Raw genomic sequence first — 14,682 nt, 5'->3', positions numbered from 1 at the left:
TTGTCAAATTCATCGCTCTTCAAATTGTCGCGACAAAACAGGAGCTTGATAAGAAGGGTCCTGCTTCTTTTCGCCAAAACTCAATCGACATATTTAAGCAGGACTCACAAAAAATTATTTCGGTGGAGCGGATTCGATGTGGGCTTTTTCCAAAGGAAAGAGCTGGCAATTCAAGGCGTACAATCGCCCCGCGCGATTCGCGCTGAACTGGGCGTTCAAGTTGCGACGGAAGTTTTTTAAGGTTTCTTTGATTTCCTGAATGTCGGCCGCTGCCAACATAAAATTCAGTGACGAATAGTCGCGCTCGTCGACCGGCACGACTTCTATCGCCTGCGTGGCCTTTGCCAACATCTGTCGATGATACATGCGAATACCTTCCGAGATTTTATCCGTGGTTGTCGCCACAAATTTACCCAAGGGAAGCAAACGACCATTCTGATTTTCGATCATCTTCAGACGAATCAGAAGCTCAAAAGATTCCGACACCTGAGACGCTTCAATAGCTAACAAACGAGCATAAAACTCTGGCTCCGAACGTTCGTGGGCGCAAACTAAATTGAAAACCGCGAAGTGCCACCAGTTCGAAATAACGGCAAACTCGTCCTCGGCAAGAACTCGGTCCGGCCCTTCTTTGATCTTTTTTAGCTTGGCACGCGCCATTCTTTTCACGGCATAGGATCGACCGTGCTCGGACTCGACCAGAGTCAGGAATAAATCCGACTCGCGATCTGTCAAGTTGAGCATTGGCGCGATCTTTCTTGCATAACCCAAAGACAGTCCGGAACGTCGATTCAAAATATCTGACAGGCGAGTCGCAGGAAGTTGTAACTCTTTTGAAAAAGAGCGCAAAGAATATCTGACGTCCGTTTCACAGCGACGACGAAACTCGCGCAGAATCAAATCTCTGTAGTCCGTACGTTCGGCAACCTCAGACATTACTGTTCCTCCTGATAGTTGCAGGGCAGTCCCGCCGCAGCAAGGCTCGTACAAAACTCCTCTTCAGAAAGAGACATAAATTGTTTCGAATTGATCAAGGCATTAAGATAGCGAACACCGCGTGAGTCCTTCGCACCATACCGCAAAGCTTCGCTGTAAATCACCTCATGTAAAATGGCGGCAAAACGATTCACCTCGTCCAGGCGCTGCCATAGAGTCATATCGACGATGTACTTGAAGTCGCCGGGAAACTGCGGTTTCAACTGGATGATCATTTGTTCGATCTCGCAACCCTTGGGCAGCACCACTTCATTGCTGTCTTTCACATCGGGAAGATGCACGCCTAAAAGAAAGTTAGCCTGTTTGGAAAATTCAGCATATGCCCGTCGGTAAGCTTGCGCTCGCAGTGCCGAAAGCTGCTCAAGCTTCGCAAAAATCGCCTCGGCCCGATCAGCCTGTTTGGAAAACTCATAAGAAACTTCGTGGCGACGAAGCACCCGTCCTTCATAAAGATCGAAAAGTTGAACATACGGCTTAATATGTTTGTAACAGACAACCGCATCCCCACCATTACCGACTTCCGTTGAGCGCGCCAAAGAAACTTCTGCAGCCCCAAGAATCAAAAGAATTGCCAGAATCCCACGTTCCACGGTCCCCTCCCGTTTGCGTAAATGCATTACTTTCCATCAGTTTTAAAAAGTAAAGAAAAAGCGCCCTTGTCGAGTTAGATTCTATGAGCACCCAACAACACTGCGTCAGGAAGATCCCTGAAATGGGCTGCCAGAGCGGCTTTGCTGGACTTACTTAAGTAGGATTCGCTTGGCAAAATTGGCCCGCCTTCAGGGGCTGAAAGTTTCATTTGCAGCTTTTCTTGCGCCGAATTGTTTCAGCAAAGAGGCCCTGATGTGGAATGCGCCGCATTAAGCCTTTGGTTTTAGGCTCGAAAGAGGGCCTGAAAAAGATGCATCTAACAGTGAAACCTGATAGATATTGAGGACCTATGACAAATGCCAATACGACCCGTACAGCCCCCTATAATTCCGTAAAACCCGATGTGAACCTTTCTAAACAGGAAGAATCCATTTTAGATTTCTGGGATCAGGAAAAGATTTTCGCGAAGTCTTTAGATCCTAAGGGAAAGAAGACTTACAGCTTTTATGATGGTCCTCCTTTTGCGACGGGCCTGCCTCACTATGGTCACTTGCTTGCCGGTGTTTTGAAAGACGTCGTTCCTCGTTACTGGACGATGAAGGGTTACACAGTGCCGCGCCGTTTTGGCTGGGATTGCCACGGTCTGCCTGTTGAGTATGAAATCAACAAAGCTCACAAAATTGAAAGTCGTAAAGACGTTTTTAAAATGGGTGTGGCTAACTATAACAACGCCTGCCGCGGTATTGTGAAAAGATATTCTGAAGAGTGGAAGACCACTGTTCGCCGCGTAGGTCGTTGGGTGGATATGGAAAATCCTTACTTCACGATGGATGTGTCCTTCATGGAGAGCGTCTGGTGGGTCTTCCAACAGCTTTTCGAAAAAGGTCTGATCTACGAAGGCTACAAAGTCGTTCCGTACTCTGTGGGTATTTCGACTTCGCTTTCAAACTTTGAAGCCAATCAGAATTATAAAATGGTTCAAGACCCGGCGATTACGGTGATGTTCAAACTTATCAATCAACCAGATACAGCCGTTTTAGCCTGGACGACGACACCCTGGACATTGCCTTCCAACTTAGCATTGGCCGTGGGTCTGGATATCGACTATGTCAAAGTTCAAGAGAAGTCTTCGGGTCGTAAATTAATTCTGGCGCAAGCTCTTCTTCCTTCCGTCTTCAAAAAGCCGGACGAGGAAGTCGAAGTGCTGCACATGATGAAGGGCAAAGACCTGGTTGACCTGACCTATGAACCGTTGTTCCCATTCTTCGGCGATCGCGCGGACAAAGGGGCTTTCCGTATTATCTCTTCGGACCATGTCACGACTGACAGTGGTACCGGTGTAGTTCACATGGCTCCGGCCTTTGGTGAAGAGGACTACTATGCTTGTTCTAAAGCGGGCATCCCTCTGGTGAATCCCGTGGATGACGACGGTATGTTCACGAACGAAGTTCCCGACTATGCCGGAAAACGCGTGAAAGAAGCCGACAAGGATATCATCGCGGATTTGAAAAAACGCGGAAATCTTTTCAAGCAAGACACGATTCAACATAGCTACCCTTACTGCTACCGCTCTGACACTCCGCTGATCTATCGGGCGGTGTCTTCGTGGTTTGTGGCCGTCGAAAAAATCAAAGAGAACCTGGTTGCGAACAACAAAAACACCTCGTGGGTTCCGGATCACCTTCGTGACGGTCGTTTCGGAAACTGGCTTGAAAATGCCCGCGACTGGGCAATTTCGCGCAACCGTTTCTGGGGAACACCATTGCCTCTTTGGCGAAACAAAGAAGGTGAAGTGATCTGTGTTGGTTCACGTGAAGAGCTTGAAAGACTCTCTGGAAAAAAAGTCAGCGATCTGCATATCGAGTTCGTCGACGAAATCGAAATTCCTTCACCCACGGGTAAATCACCTTTAAAGCGTGTGGATGGAGTTTTGGATTGCTGGTTTGAATCCGGTTCGATGCCGTACGCGCAATGGGGCTTCCCGAATGCCAACGTCGAAGAATTCAAAAAAGCCTTCCCGGCGCAATTCATCGCCGAAGGTTTGGATCAAACTCGCGGTTGGTTCTATACCCTGTCTGTGATCGGCACAGCCTTGTTCAATCAGGCCCCTTTCCAAAACGTGGTGGTGAATGGACTGGTGTTGGCTGAAGACGGGCGCAAGATGTCCAAGAGTCTTCGTAACTATCCAGATCCGATGGAGGTCCTGAATCAGCACGGCGCGGATGCCCTTCGCCTGTATCTGATTGATTCTCCGGTCGTGAAAGCGCAAGAGCTGAAGTTCTCTGAAAAAGGTGTTTACGATGTGGTTCGTAAGATCCTTCTGCGATGGTGGAATTCTTATTCCTTCTTCGCAAACTACGCGAACATTGATGGCTTCGTGCCGAAAGGTGATGCGAAAAAATCGCCGAACATCCTGGACCAGTGGGTTCTTTCCCGCTTGAATGGCTTGATTGCAAACACCCATAAAGAAATGGACGCTTATCGCTTGTACAATGTGGTGCCTCACCTTCTTCAGTTCATTGAAGATTTGACGAACACGTACATCCGCTTTAACCGCAGCCATTTCTGGCAAGACGGAATGCCCGAAGAAAAGCGTTTCGCTTACGAAACTTTGCACGAAGTTCTTGTGACCCTGGCTCGTTTGATGGCGCCGTTTGCTCCATTCATGTCTGAAACGACTTACAAAAACTTGGCACAAGTACTTCCGAATAAAAAAGAGTCCGTCCACTTGGAAAGCTTCCCTGAGGCGGATCTTTCTTTGCTTCGTCCCGAGCTGGAAGAGGCCGTAAAAGCGATGGACGTGCTAGTGACATTGGGACGCAATCACCGCGAAAAAATCCAGGTGAAAGCGAAAATTCCTTTGCGCGAAATCCGCATCATCCACAGAAGCGCAAAAGTTTTGGAAACCTTGAAACGCTTTGAGCCTTATTTCATCGATGAATTGAACTTCCGCAAAGTAAACTACGATGCCAATGAAGATCAGTTCGTTCAGATCACCGCGAAGGCCAACTTCCCGGTTCTGGGAAAACGCCTGGGACCTAAGATGAAAGCGGTGGGCGCCGCCATTCAAAAACTGCAATTGCAGGATTTATTGAAGCTGGAAAATGGTGAAACGATCACGGTGGAAGGCGAAGCGATTCAGCTTTCTGATGTTGAAATTCGTCGCGCGCCTAAAGGCGACAACGCGAATCTTTCGGTTCATCAGGTTGTTTCGATCGAAGTGGATCCGACAGTGACTCCAGAGCAGGAACGTGAAGGCCTGGCTCGCGAGATCATGCGTAAGATCCAAGTGGCTCGTAAAACTGCGGACTTCCAGATGGATGATAAAATCACTTTGGATATCGCTTGTGCGGGACCGCTTCTTGAAGCTTTGCACGCTCACAAAGAAATGATCGTTTCTGAAACTTTGACGAAGAATTTGAATGTTTTGGATTTAAGTGCCGAGCCGAAAGGCGTGCACACTGAAACTTCAGACATCGACGGCGAAGTGATCAAAATCGGCGTCACGGCCCTGCCTCGTTCGTAATGAAAAAACACGGCGAGGCTTTCGAATTCGCAGCTATTGGTCACGTCAGGACTCCGTTCAAAGACAAGTTCGGAGTTCCTCGTCAGCCGGGCCTGGCTGCGGAAGCCAAAGGGGTCATCAAACTTCTTCCTGATCCCGATTTAAAAACCGCACTCAAAAGTCTAGATGAATTCAGTCATCTTTGGATCGTTTTTGTTTTTCATGAACATGGTGGAAAAAATTGGAAGCCCAGCATTCGCCCTCCGCGACTGGGAGGCAATCGCAAGGTGGGTGTCTTGGCATCACGTTCGCCTCACCGTCCGAATCCAATTGGGCTGTCAGCGGTCAGCATCGAAAAAATTGATTTAGAGGCTGCAGGCGGTCCTGAAATTCACGTTGGCAGCGTGGATCTTATTGATGGTACTCCTGTTCTGGATATCAAGCCCTATATTCCTTATGCAGATTCAATTCCCGACGCCAATGCGGGATGGGCCTCAGAACCGATTCCTCGTTTTGCCGTGCACTTTACCAGTGAAGCTGAAGCGGAAATTGAAAAACGAGACCCCAACGGAGAAAAAAATCTGCGCAGTCTTATCGTCAGTATTTTGGAACTAGATCCGCGCCCGGCATTTCAAAAACGTCAGAACCCTGTTTCTGATCGCGAAACCTGGGGACGACGCTACGGCTTCTATGTTCTGGAACACGATGTAAAATATGAAATTCAAGACGGCCACTTCCTGGTTTACAATTTAGAATAGCAGCGCCGCCCTTTTTACAAAAATTTGCGTCATTGTGCCTCATTTTAGGTAAAAACCTGTTACTATCCGAGGCATGAAAAAGCTTTGTTTATTGTTTTTCGTATTGAGCGCTTGCGCCAGCAAACCGCCTTTAACAAAACCAAAGAAATTCACCTCGGGCCCTTGCCAGCAAAGTTTCTCAGAAGGGGCTTTGGAACCATCTGACCTTCAACTCAATCGAATCAGCACCTTGTTCGAAATGGCTTGTTTTAACGAGGTGATCGTCCTTGGTTCCTACATTCGCTCTCACCATCGCGATAAGTTTTATAGCGTCACCACTGAAATCGCGGAACTGGCCACGCCGGAAGGCACTCTCACAGAATACATTTTAGAGTCCTATGAAAGATCTTATCTCAGCCTGCTCATTGCCATGAGCTATCTGAATCTGAATGACGAAGAAGCCGCGATGGTGGAACTGCGCCGAAGCATGGTGGATGAACAGGCGCACCTTTATAATCACGGCAATGATCCCGTCATCACCGCTCTTCATGCAACTTTATGGACACGCTTTGATCCGCAAGTGGCTCGGCCTTACTGGAAACGACTGAGTGAAGACAAACGAGTTTCTGCCGCGATTGTGAAATTCGCGCAACAGCGTTTATCCGAGATCGACAGCGGCCCGACCTCCCCAAATCGTGCCTGGAAAGTTTATGGCACAGGCACACTGCCAGGCTTGATTTGGAAGGCCGATTTTTTGAAACGGGAAAAAGGGCCTTATAAAATATCCGTGTCCAGCGGTTTCCCCAAAGCCTGTGCCACCGCCAACTCTCTTTTAATTCCGACGTCATCTTGGACGGACAAAATCGCGCGACGTTATGAAGCCGACTATCATCCGATTCTGTACACCAAAAGTCTTTTACGCATTCCCTTCGGCGTCACCTATGGAGTCTTGGGTGTCAGCGCCGGAGTGGCTGTCGGCGTATCAGGCTGCGCGTTGGCCAGCTATATCCGCTCTGGAGATTTGTGTAGCGCTTCTTTGCAAGGTGGTGGTCACATCATCATGGCATCGGGCGACCTTGTCGAGTACACCTTGGGGCCAGATTTAAGACATTGGCGAAAAGTTCCCAGCGCCTTCTACATCGTCGATGAATCCGCTGTCGGAACAGAACAATGCCTTAGCCGGCGCGAAAAAGAAAACATGGTTCTTCGCAGCCTCTCACGTTAAGGTGTAAGCATGACAGCATTCAAAGAGCGTCTTTATAAGCTGTATCAGGATCACGAAGTCAAAATCGACAGCGCCTTCTTTCTGGGCGGTTTCTTTTTTGATCTTTTCACTTTGGCTGAGATCGACAACCTTTTTGGAATCAGTCAGCAGATTGTGTATCTGCTGGTTCTAGGTGCTATTTTACGCTGGGATTTTTTAGCGACGCAAAATCTGCTGCAAGTTCCAAAGCGCCTAGAGAAAATCTGGGATTATCGTCAACTGGTGGTTCACTTCCTGTTAGGAAGTCTTTTAAGCGTTTACTCACTCTTCTTTATCAAAAGTGCCTCTTTATTTTCATCCCTGATCTTTATCGTTCTGTTGTTAGCCGTGATGGTCGCCAATGAACTGCAGCGCATTCGTAAAGGGGATATTTCTCTGAAAGTCGCCCTTTTTGTTATCTGTGTTTTTTCCTTCTTTTCCATGACGGTCCCGGTTCTTTTAGGCTTCGTCGGGGTCGTACCCTTTTTACTTTCGCTTACGCTGACCGGACTTTTTATGTACGGCTTTTTTGTTTCCTTAAGAGCGCAAGTCACGAACCAAGACTATCTGCAAAAACGCCTGTTGCTTCCCAGCGGAAGCATCATCGCCTTGTTTCTGGTTTTTTATTTCCTGGGCTGGATTCCGCCGGTGCCTTTATCCATTCAAAGTATCGGTGTTTATCATCGTGTGGAAAAAGCCGAAGGTCAGTATGTGGCTTCCTATGAGACCCCGTCCTGGAAGTTCTGGCATCACGGCGATCAAAATTTCGTTGCTGAACCCGGTGATACCGTCTTCATCTTTGCACAGATATTTTCACCCGCTCGTTTCAGCGACTCCGTGATTCTGCACTGGTATTTCCTGGACCCTCAAGCCGGATGGCAAACGACGGACAAAATTCCCATGAGCATTACGGGAGGTCGAAAAACGGGCTACCGAGGATTTTCCTCAAAACAGAATTATTCAGAAGGTCGATGGCGCGTCAGTGTCGAAACCACCGACGGCCGAGAGATCGGGCGGATTTATTTCAACGTCACCAAAGTCGCTGAAAACAATCCAAAGCGAATTTTCTTTAAGGAAGTCTTTTAAAGATTTTCTAAAAACTCAATGCCGATTTTCATCAAGGTTGTGTCCAAGGGCTCGATCCACACTACGCGTGCCGACATCGGATCCAGGCGCCCCACTTTCACTTTGATAGTCTGATTTTGAACCAGATCGGGACTTGCCTTTACCACCAAGGCACATCCGGTGAAGGACTCGTTCAAAATAATTCCCACCGCCGTCGGATCGAAAGTATCTTCGTCTAAGTAGTCGATAAGAGCATGATCTAATGGATCTGGTTGAAAACGTACGGCTCGGCTCATGAGACCTCCAACACTGTCAGTCTATCTGCAAATGCAAAGACAGGCAAAGATCCGCCGTTTTGGATGAAGACTTTGTAATTTGGCAGCGCGATTACTTCTCCGCAGGCCCGTTTTCTTTCTTCGTGTCTAAATCTGACACAGGGGCACGAGGTGAACCCATCTCAAGAGCGGCAATACGTACATCCGCAATCTCTTCACAAGTTTTTTCCATCTCTTTATCCTGACAAGCCACATAGAGTTTGCGGCGCAACGTATTCCAGGAAGGCGTCCAATCCGCCGCTTCTTTCAACTCATGCAGAGTCACTTTTTCAAGACCTGAAAGCTTTTTAAATTCCTGAACAAGCTTTTCAAGATAGAACTTCTTCTGCTCTTCGCGCAGATCACGAAATTCCTCAAAAGAAGACATCCAAAAAGGCGCCGCTGACATATCAATATCAGCGTCCTTCTCTTTCGCCTCGGCTATTCCCAAAGACATCACACTAGCTATGACAATTAGAATGAAAACAGATTTACGCATTATTGTATTCCTGCACGGACTGCGGTGGGTTCAACGGAAGCATACATCACTTTGCTTTGTTCGACAGCCTCGCTGACGGCATCTTCAATGGCAACGAGCGCATTTTCGTAATTAGGCGCACTTCGGCGAACAACCTCGAACTGCTTTCGACTGGCACAGTCGCGGGCATCAACCATTTGCATATCCGGACTGCCTAAAGTTCCAAAGGCGTTGTGGTCATTATTCATTTCAAAGCCACCTGTGAAAATATCGAAACGGTTCGAACCGCGAATGGCCCCGCCGGTATCGTGAACAATGAAATAACCGGGGTGTCGCATGGTTTTACCGTTGGGAAGGGTGATAATTTTCCCTTTCAGTGAAGGCATTTGAATGATGTCGCCCATGCTATAGTGGCGTGGGTCTGCTGCAACGGAAATAAATGGAATCAAACATTTGCCGCTGGCGCCAATGGCTGTGTCACAATTATCCATTTTTACGATCTTACCCGTATAAGTCAGGATACGTCCACCTGACAAAGTTCCCGAGCCCTGCATGCGCACTTCTTTTTTAAAAGCCGCGCAAGGAGTTGGCGTTGAACAATAGTCTTTGATGTGCGGAACGAAGTAGGTCGTCGTTGTCGCGATATTACGTGCACACAACTGCGCATTGCTGGCGTTGGCAGCGATGATTACGGCGCCTAAAGCAAAAATCTGCGCCGTCGTTTTTAGACCACTTCTTTTTTTATTTTCAAACCCGCTCTGTTTTTTCATACAAACACTAAGAGCAAGAGTGAGACCAACTCAGGAACACTTTATGGCACTTGATCGTCAGAGACTTGGACACTGTCTGTCAGCTTCAACACTTTCTCAGAATGACACTTCTTAAAGTGAGACGCCATTTCGTTTAAATCCTTTTAAGCGCCTCGGTCAGATCGTTAATAATATCCTGCGCGTTCTCTAAACCAATGCTTAAACGAATAGAGCGGGGATCAATACCGCTTTCCCCACGTTTTTCATTCGGAATAGCCGAATGGGTCATAAAGCCGGGAACTTCAATCAATGTCTTCGTCAGGCCCAGGCTCACGGCCAGCGTGATGGCATAAGAGTTCTTCGCGATATCATCCACGAACTTCTGGCACTTTTTCATATCACCTTTCAGTTGAAAGGAAATCATCGTTCCCGGTGCGAATTGCGCCTCCGGTGATTTCAGATATTTTTTGGCCAGCTTATACTGCGGATGGCTTTTAAGTCCCGGATAGGTCACGCTAGCCACTTTGGGATGCTTCTCTAGAAATTGGGCAATCTTCATTGCCGTGGCCTGTTGCTGTTCAAAACGAATGGCTTGAGTCGAGATGCCGTAAACCAGAATATGCCACGCGGAATAGGGATGAATGATCGCACCGAAATCTTTGCGCGCTACCCGCAACATACTTTCAAAGGATTTGGGAGCAATCACAGCGCCGCCCATTTCCGTACCGAAGCCGGAAATATTCTTCGTCAAACTTTGAATAACGAAATCAATACCCCACTCTAAAGGACGCAACGCCCAGGGGGTTGCGAAGGTGTTGTCGACAACGGTGTAAATCTGCTCGTCCTTATTTCTTTTCTTGTTCGCGGCCTTCACCAGACCGACGATTCTTTCCAGGTCCGCAATTTCCAGAATAGGATTGGACACGGTTTCAAAATAGACGACCCGCGTTTTTTTATCCGCCAACAATTTTGTCAAAGCGCCTGAATCATTGATATCCAACAAAGAGTTTTCAATCCCCAATCGCGGCAACCAATTCGTGATGAGACTGTAGGTACACCCGTATAAGGTTTTATGGGCAACAATGCGCTCACCACTTTTCAGTAAAGACATGAAGGTCGAAGCAATCGCGCCCATGCCGCTTCCGAATGTAACCGCGCATTCCCCTTTTTCCAAAAGCGCCAGTTGGTCTTCCAGCATCTTCGTGGTTGGCTCTTCCAAACGATCATAGATCCAGATGGGTTTCCCAGATTCCGTTTGCGCACCAAAGGTACTGAATCCCTCGGCTCCGCGCGAAAGAGATTCCAAGCGGAAAGTCGTCGATGCCGTCATCGGCGGAATCAAATGGTGAGAAAATTCCCACGAACTGGATTGAAATTCACCGTGAATCGCTTGGGTTCGCGGAGACGTGGTCTTTTTGCTGGGCTTTTTCATAAGTCCTCACTTGCTTTATGGACGTGTACTAGAGCACATGATCTGAAGATTGGGAAGTGCAGAGCGACCGCATCAGTGTGGCCTTACCACAATATGAAAATACGGAGTGCCCACCTTCCCCGAAAGCTTCACCGTCTGTGCGCCATCCACCCGCACAGTATCACCTTCCTCCAAAAGATTTTGGCCCACCGCCATACTGCCAGAAGCGCAGAAGAAATAGTGAATCCCCGACTCCAAGGTGATCGCCGTCACCTCTTTCGTGAATTCCTGCGAGGTCATATCGACCGAAACCTTGCCGCGACGATAGACAATCCCCAAATCCAGCACCTCGCCATCTTGCAGAACACCCTGCATTTCGGAATCACCGGAAAACTTATACGGCGTCAAAGGAGGCAATGCGTGTTCATTCAACTTCAGGCCTTTCCCCTTCCAGACCGCCAACAAACGGTCACAATTTTCGAACTTCGAGAACGGCGCCGAAGCCGCGACCTTGGCGGAACTCAGACGCCACAAAAAATCTCCGTCGGGAAAATTTGCTGACTCAGGATAAATATCAATCTGAGAAGTTTCTCCCATCCCGTTTTTCCAAGGCATGATTTTATAGTCCGCTTTTCTTAACATTTTCATGGCTTCAGTCCTTTTCCCAACTCCAACACGTCACTGAATTTCTCGCAAGAAGCGCGCATGCAGCAATCCGTTAAACTGTCAGATTTCAATTCTTAAAATTTTTGCAATTTTTCACTTGCTCAGAATTTTAATTTATGAACTAATTAGTACATGAATGGAGATTCATGGCAAGACCGAAGGATTTCGCAAGACGCGAAGAAATTCTCAAGGCAACTCTGAAGGTGTTTCGCAAACACGGCGCCTGGGACTTATCACTGAACGAAGTGGCCCGCCAACTTCACACCACAACTCGCATGCTGGTCCATCACTTCGGCACAAAAGAAAATTTGATTAATGAATGTAAAAGGCGACTCGAACCACGGTTGCACAAAGATCTTTCCAGCGCCCCTCCCCTAAAAAACTGGAAAGCTTTAGTGTGTCAGGCGTGGCATTCCTCTTTGCAAAACTCAAATAAGGACGATCGTCGCTTGAGTTTGATTTCCACTTTGCAGAATCCCCGCAAGGCGCCTCAGGCGCGTGAAAATGAACAGATCATCGACTCCCTCCGCGAACTTCTCCCCTCCCGCATGAAGAAGTTCGCGGAGGATGTATTTATCTATGCCCTGGGGTTGGACCTGTATGTCCTGGGTGGGGGCAGCCTGGATAGGGCCCTTTTGAACCTAAAAACCTACCTCAAGAACCTTGAAAATAAGGCCGCATAGGACCTGCCCAAAGTCTAGGATCGAATATAGAGGATCTGAGGCGCAATATTTTCGATTTTCCCATCATTTTTTATTTTGTTCCTCTTTCCTCTTTCATTTTAATGCGGGTCAGGCTACAAACAGTTTCAGCAATTATCGGTCTTCTTTAGTGTGAAAAGCATGGTGCTCATTCCCTTAAGAGTCCCCCATCCTACGGAGGAAATAATGGGCAAAAAATTGTACGTCGGAAATCTTTCTTATTCACTAGATGATCAATCATTGGGCGACATCTTCGCGCAATTCGGAACAGTTGAATCTGCTCGCATCATCACTGATCGCGAAACAGGTCGCAGCAAAGGTTTCGGTTTTGTTGAAATGGCTTCTGACGAAGACGCTCAAACAGCAATCGAAAAATTGAACGGTTCTGAACAAGGTGGCCGTAACATGAACGTAAGCGAAGCTAAACCAATGGCTCCTCGTGAAAATCGTGGTGGCGGTTTCGGTGGCGGTCGCGGTAACTCTCGCGGCGGCGGCTTCGGCGGCGGCGATCGCGGTGGTCGTTCTCGTTACTAATTTTTCTTTAAATTAAGAAAAGCAAAAAGGGGATCGCAAGATCCCCTTTTTTTATTCCGCTGACACCAACCGAACCCGAATTGTCTCTTCCGTCGGCTCGCGGGCTGATTGAATCTTTTCTATTCTATCGTTATAAGCGATAGACACCTGGACATTCTGAATAGATTGTAAAAGCTTTCGATGAATCCTCTTTTCTTGTTGAGTGGTCTCAGCCACCAAACCGTTAAAGTTTTTAACTTCTGCAAAAGAGATCGATCCGGTTAAAGTTATCAAAGCTATTAAGAAGCGCATCCTTGCCCTCCCGTTCTTACCTATAAGACTCACCCCTCTAGCCCGTCGGTTAAATAATTTAAAAGGCCTATAAAAATCTTGTGCTGACAAAAGATGAGCCCTTTCGTAGCCTCATTTTCATGACGAAATCGAAAGCAGGCCTCCTCTTTATTTTTATTACCGTGACTTTGGACATGATCGGCGTGGGGCTAGTGATCCCCTCTCTTCCCGATATTATGAGACGCTTCGTTTCCAGTGAAACTTCAGTCTCTGAGTATTTCGGTTACTTTATCTCTCTTTATGCTCTGATGCAGTTTGTGGCGTCGCCTCTTTTGGGGGCTCTGTCCGATCGCTTCGGTCGTCGCTCTGTTCTTCTGGTTTCACTATTTGTCGCGGGTATTGACTATATTTTAATGGCGTATGCTCCGACCCTTGAAATTTTATTTGTCGGGCGCGTCCTGGCCGGACTGACCGGCGCCAATATCACCGTGGCCATGGCCTATATCGCGGACGTCAGTGATGACTCTAATCGCTCTGCCAACTTCGGCATGATCGGTGCGGCATTTGGTTTGGGTTTTATTATCGGCCCGGCAATCGGCGGACTCTTGGGCCACTATGGGGCGCATTATCCCTTCTTGGTCGCGGCGGGAATGAATCTTCTGAACTTCCTCTTCGGTCTTTTCATTTTGCCAGAATCCTTACCCCAAGAAATGCGACGTAAGCTGGTGCTGCAAAAAACCAATCCTCTCAGTTCGCTTTCCAAAATCTTTCAAGCCAAACATTTGTTGGCCCTGTTGATTGTCTACTTTTGCTTTCAACTGGCCGGTCAAACACATCCGTCCATTTGGACCTTGTACACGGAAACGCGCTTTGGCTGGACCACCTCTGAGGTCGGATTGTCATTGGCGCTGGTGGGAGTTCTTTCCGCCATTTCGCAAGGCTGGCTGACTCGCCTGCTTATTCCTAAAATAGGAGAGCGCCGCACCGTCGTCTGGGGAACAGTGGGTTTTGGTGTGGCCTGTCTCTTTTATGGAATCGCGACGCAAGGCTGGATGATGTATGCAATTTTGATTGCCTCGTCTGTTTTCTGGGTCTGCGGCCCAGCCCTGCAATCCTTGGTGACCCATAATACACCCCCACAGGAGCAAGGCGAGCTGCAAGGCACATTGGTTAGTTTGACCAGTCTTGCCGCGATCATCAATCCTCTTGTAACCACAAAACTTTTTTCAATCTTTACGGCCGATAAAACAGGAATCTATATTCCTGGCGCCCCGTACTTTTTCGCGGCCGCGGTGTGTTTGGTTGCGTGGATCGTGCTTCTTAAGGACAAACAACCGACTTAAAATGATGGAAGCTCAATTCTTAATGAGCTTCCATTTTACTTTTTTTTCGTCGTAATTTTTTGTAATTCCGACTTTCTTA

Annotated in this window: 15 protein-coding genes; 7 read left to right on the top strand and 8 right to left on the bottom strand. The window is 47.8% G+C overall.

From position 1 onward, the window contains the following. Window positions 1-114 precede the first annotated feature (114 nt). Both OM95_RS01610 and OM95_RS01605 read right to left on the bottom strand, forming a co-directional pair. Window positions 115-936, bottom strand: coding sequence for a TIGR02147 family protein (locus tag OM95_RS01610; protein ID WP_041869552.1), 822 nt, complete (start codon window positions 934-936; stop codon window positions 115-117). Next, window positions 936-1,586 carry a hypothetical protein gene (locus OM95_RS01605; protein WP_041869549.1) on the bottom strand — a complete coding sequence of 217 codons (651 nt, stop codon included), beginning with the start codon at window positions 1,584-1,586 and terminating at the stop codon, window positions 936-938. Before OM95_RS01605 ends, OM95_RS01610 begins: the two co-directional genes overlap by 1 nt. Window positions 1,587-1,936: 350 nt before the next feature. On the opposite strand from OM95_RS01605, the gene ileS reads away from it, so the two are divergent. The 4 genes from ileS to OM95_RS01585 all read left to right on the top strand — a co-directional run bounded on the left by ileS (window position 1,937) and on the right by OM95_RS01585 (window position 8,158). Further along, window positions 1,937-5,113 carry an isoleucine--tRNA ligase gene (ileS, locus tag OM95_RS01600; RefSeq protein WP_041869546.1) on the top strand — a complete coding sequence of 1,059 codons (3,177 nt, stop codon included), beginning with the start codon at window positions 1,937-1,939 and terminating at the stop codon, window positions 5,111-5,113. Further along, window positions 5,113-5,850 (top strand): tRNA (N6-threonylcarbamoyladenosine(37)-N6)-methyltransferase TrmO, encoded by a 738-nt coding sequence (gene tsaA / locus OM95_RS01595; protein WP_041869544.1) that lies wholly within the window; start codon window positions 5,113-5,115, stop codon window positions 5,848-5,850. The genes ileS and tsaA overlap by 1 nt, the downstream gene beginning before the upstream one ends. A 190-nt stretch (window positions 5,851-6,040) precedes the next feature. Beyond that, the gene (locus OM95_RS01590) at window positions 6,041-7,054 is read left to right on the top strand and encodes a hypothetical protein (protein ID WP_291515429.1); all 1,014 of its coding nucleotides are present in this window, start codon (window positions 6,041-6,043) and stop codon (window positions 7,052-7,054) included. A gap of 9 nt (window positions 7,055-7,063) precedes the next feature. Beyond that, window positions 7,064-8,158, top strand: coding sequence for a DUF2914 domain-containing protein (locus OM95_RS01585; RefSeq protein WP_041869538.1), 1,095 nt, complete (start codon window positions 7,064-7,066; stop codon window positions 8,156-8,158). Here OM95_RS01585 and OM95_RS01580 read toward each other — a convergent pair. The 5 genes from OM95_RS01580 to OM95_RS16980 form a co-directional block, all read right to left on the bottom strand. Then, entirely contained in the window at window positions 8,155-8,433 is a 279-nt protein-coding gene (locus OM95_RS01580; RefSeq protein WP_041869535.1) for a PilZ domain-containing protein, read from the bottom strand. The two genes, OM95_RS01585 and OM95_RS01580, sit on opposite strands and share 4 nt — an antisense overlap. 91 nt (window positions 8,434-8,524) lie before the next feature. After that, window positions 8,525-8,950, bottom strand: a complete 426-nt coding sequence (locus OM95_RS01575) for a hypothetical protein (RefSeq protein ID WP_041869532.1) — start codon at window positions 8,948-8,950, stop codon at window positions 8,525-8,527. After that, a complete protein-coding gene (locus tag OM95_RS16985) occupies window positions 8,950-9,699 on the bottom strand; it encodes a 3D domain-containing protein (RefSeq protein ID WP_291515428.1) in 750 nt (249 codons plus the stop codon). Before OM95_RS16985 ends, OM95_RS01575 begins: the two co-directional genes overlap by 1 nt. Window positions 9,700-9,832: 133 nt before the next feature. Further along, a complete protein-coding gene (locus OM95_RS01565; RefSeq protein WP_041869530.1) occupies window positions 9,833-11,110 on the bottom strand; it encodes an aminotransferase class I/II-fold pyridoxal phosphate-dependent enzyme in 1,278 nt (425 codons plus the stop codon). 72 nt (window positions 11,111-11,182) lie between these two features. Beyond that, window positions 11,183-11,737 (bottom strand): HutD family protein, encoded by a 555-nt coding sequence (locus OM95_RS16980; protein ID WP_291515427.1) that lies wholly within the window; start codon window positions 11,735-11,737, stop codon window positions 11,183-11,185. Window positions 11,738-11,901: 164 nt separating this feature from the next. Between OM95_RS16980 and OM95_RS01555 the strand changes: the two genes are divergently transcribed. Together OM95_RS01555 and OM95_RS01550 are read left to right on the top strand one after the other, a co-directional pair. After that, window positions 11,902-12,438, top strand: coding sequence for a TetR/AcrR family transcriptional regulator (locus OM95_RS01555; RefSeq protein ID WP_041869528.1), 537 nt, complete (start codon window positions 11,902-11,904; stop codon window positions 12,436-12,438). Between the two features lie 204 nt (window positions 12,439-12,642). Continuing rightward, window positions 12,643-12,990 (top strand): RNA-binding protein, encoded by a 348-nt coding sequence (locus OM95_RS01550; protein ID WP_041869525.1) that lies wholly within the window; start codon window positions 12,643-12,645, stop codon window positions 12,988-12,990. Window positions 12,991-13,041: 51 nt separating this feature from the next. Here the strand turns inward: OM95_RS01550 and OM95_RS01545 are convergent, their stop codons facing one another. Beyond that, window positions 13,042-13,281, bottom strand: a complete 240-nt coding sequence (locus OM95_RS01545) for a hypothetical protein (RefSeq protein WP_041869523.1) — start codon at window positions 13,279-13,281, stop codon at window positions 13,042-13,044. Window positions 13,282-13,400: 119 nt separating this feature from the next. Between OM95_RS01545 and OM95_RS01540 the strand changes: the two genes are divergently transcribed. Then, a complete protein-coding gene (locus OM95_RS01540) occupies window positions 13,401-14,603 on the top strand; it encodes a tetracycline resistance MFS efflux pump (RefSeq protein ID WP_041869830.1) in 1,203 nt (400 codons plus the stop codon). Window positions 14,604-14,682 lie beyond the last annotated feature (79 nt).

Source organism: Bdellovibrio sp. ArHS (assembly GCF_000786105.1).
Taxonomy (GTDB): Bacteria; Bdellovibrionota; Bdellovibrionia; order Bdellovibrionales; family Bdellovibrionaceae; genus Bdellovibrio.
This window is presented reverse-complemented; position numbering and strand designations above follow the sequence as displayed.

Coding starts and splice junctions, on each gene's coding strand:
- OM95_RS01610 (WP_041869552.1), bottom strand. CDS start 936: ATGTCTGAGGTTGCCGAACGTACGGACTACAGAGATTTGATTCTGCGC.
- ileS (WP_041869546.1), top strand. CDS start 1,937: ATGACAAATGCCAATACGACCCGTACAGCCCCCTATAATTCCGTAAAA.
- tsaA (WP_041869544.1), top strand. CDS start 5,113: ATGAAAAAACACGGCGAGGCTTTCGAATTCGCAGCTATTGGTCACGTC.
- OM95_RS01585 (WP_041869538.1), top strand. CDS start 7,064: ATGACAGCATTCAAAGAGCGTCTTTATAAGCTGTATCAGGATCACGAA.
- OM95_RS01580 (WP_041869535.1), bottom strand. CDS start 8,433: ATGAGCCGAGCCGTACGTTTTCAACCAGATCCATTAGATCATGCTCTT.
- OM95_RS01575 (WP_041869532.1), bottom strand. CDS start 8,950: ATGCGTAAATCTGTTTTCATTCTAATTGTCATAGCTAGTGTGATGTCT.
- OM95_RS16985 (WP_291515428.1), bottom strand. CDS start 9,699: ATGAAAAAACAGAGCGGGTTTGAAAATAAAAAAAGAAGTGGTCTAAAA.
- OM95_RS01565 (WP_041869530.1), bottom strand. CDS start 11,110: ATGAAAAAGCCCAGCAAAAAGACCACGTCTCCGCGAACCCAAGCGATT.
- OM95_RS16980 (WP_291515427.1), bottom strand. CDS start 11,737: ATGAAAATGTTAAGAAAAGCGGACTATAAAATCATGCCTTGGAAAAAC.
- OM95_RS01555 (WP_041869528.1), top strand. CDS start 11,902: ATGGCAAGACCGAAGGATTTCGCAAGACGCGAAGAAATTCTCAAGGCA.
- OM95_RS01550 (WP_041869525.1), top strand. CDS start 12,643: ATGGGCAAAAAATTGTACGTCGGAAATCTTTCTTATTCACTAGATGAT.
- OM95_RS01545 (WP_041869523.1), bottom strand. CDS start 13,281: ATGCGCTTCTTAATAGCTTTGATAACTTTAACCGGATCGATCTCTTTT.
- OM95_RS01540 (WP_041869830.1), top strand. CDS start 13,401: ATGACGAAATCGAAAGCAGGCCTCCTCTTTATTTTTATTACCGTGACT.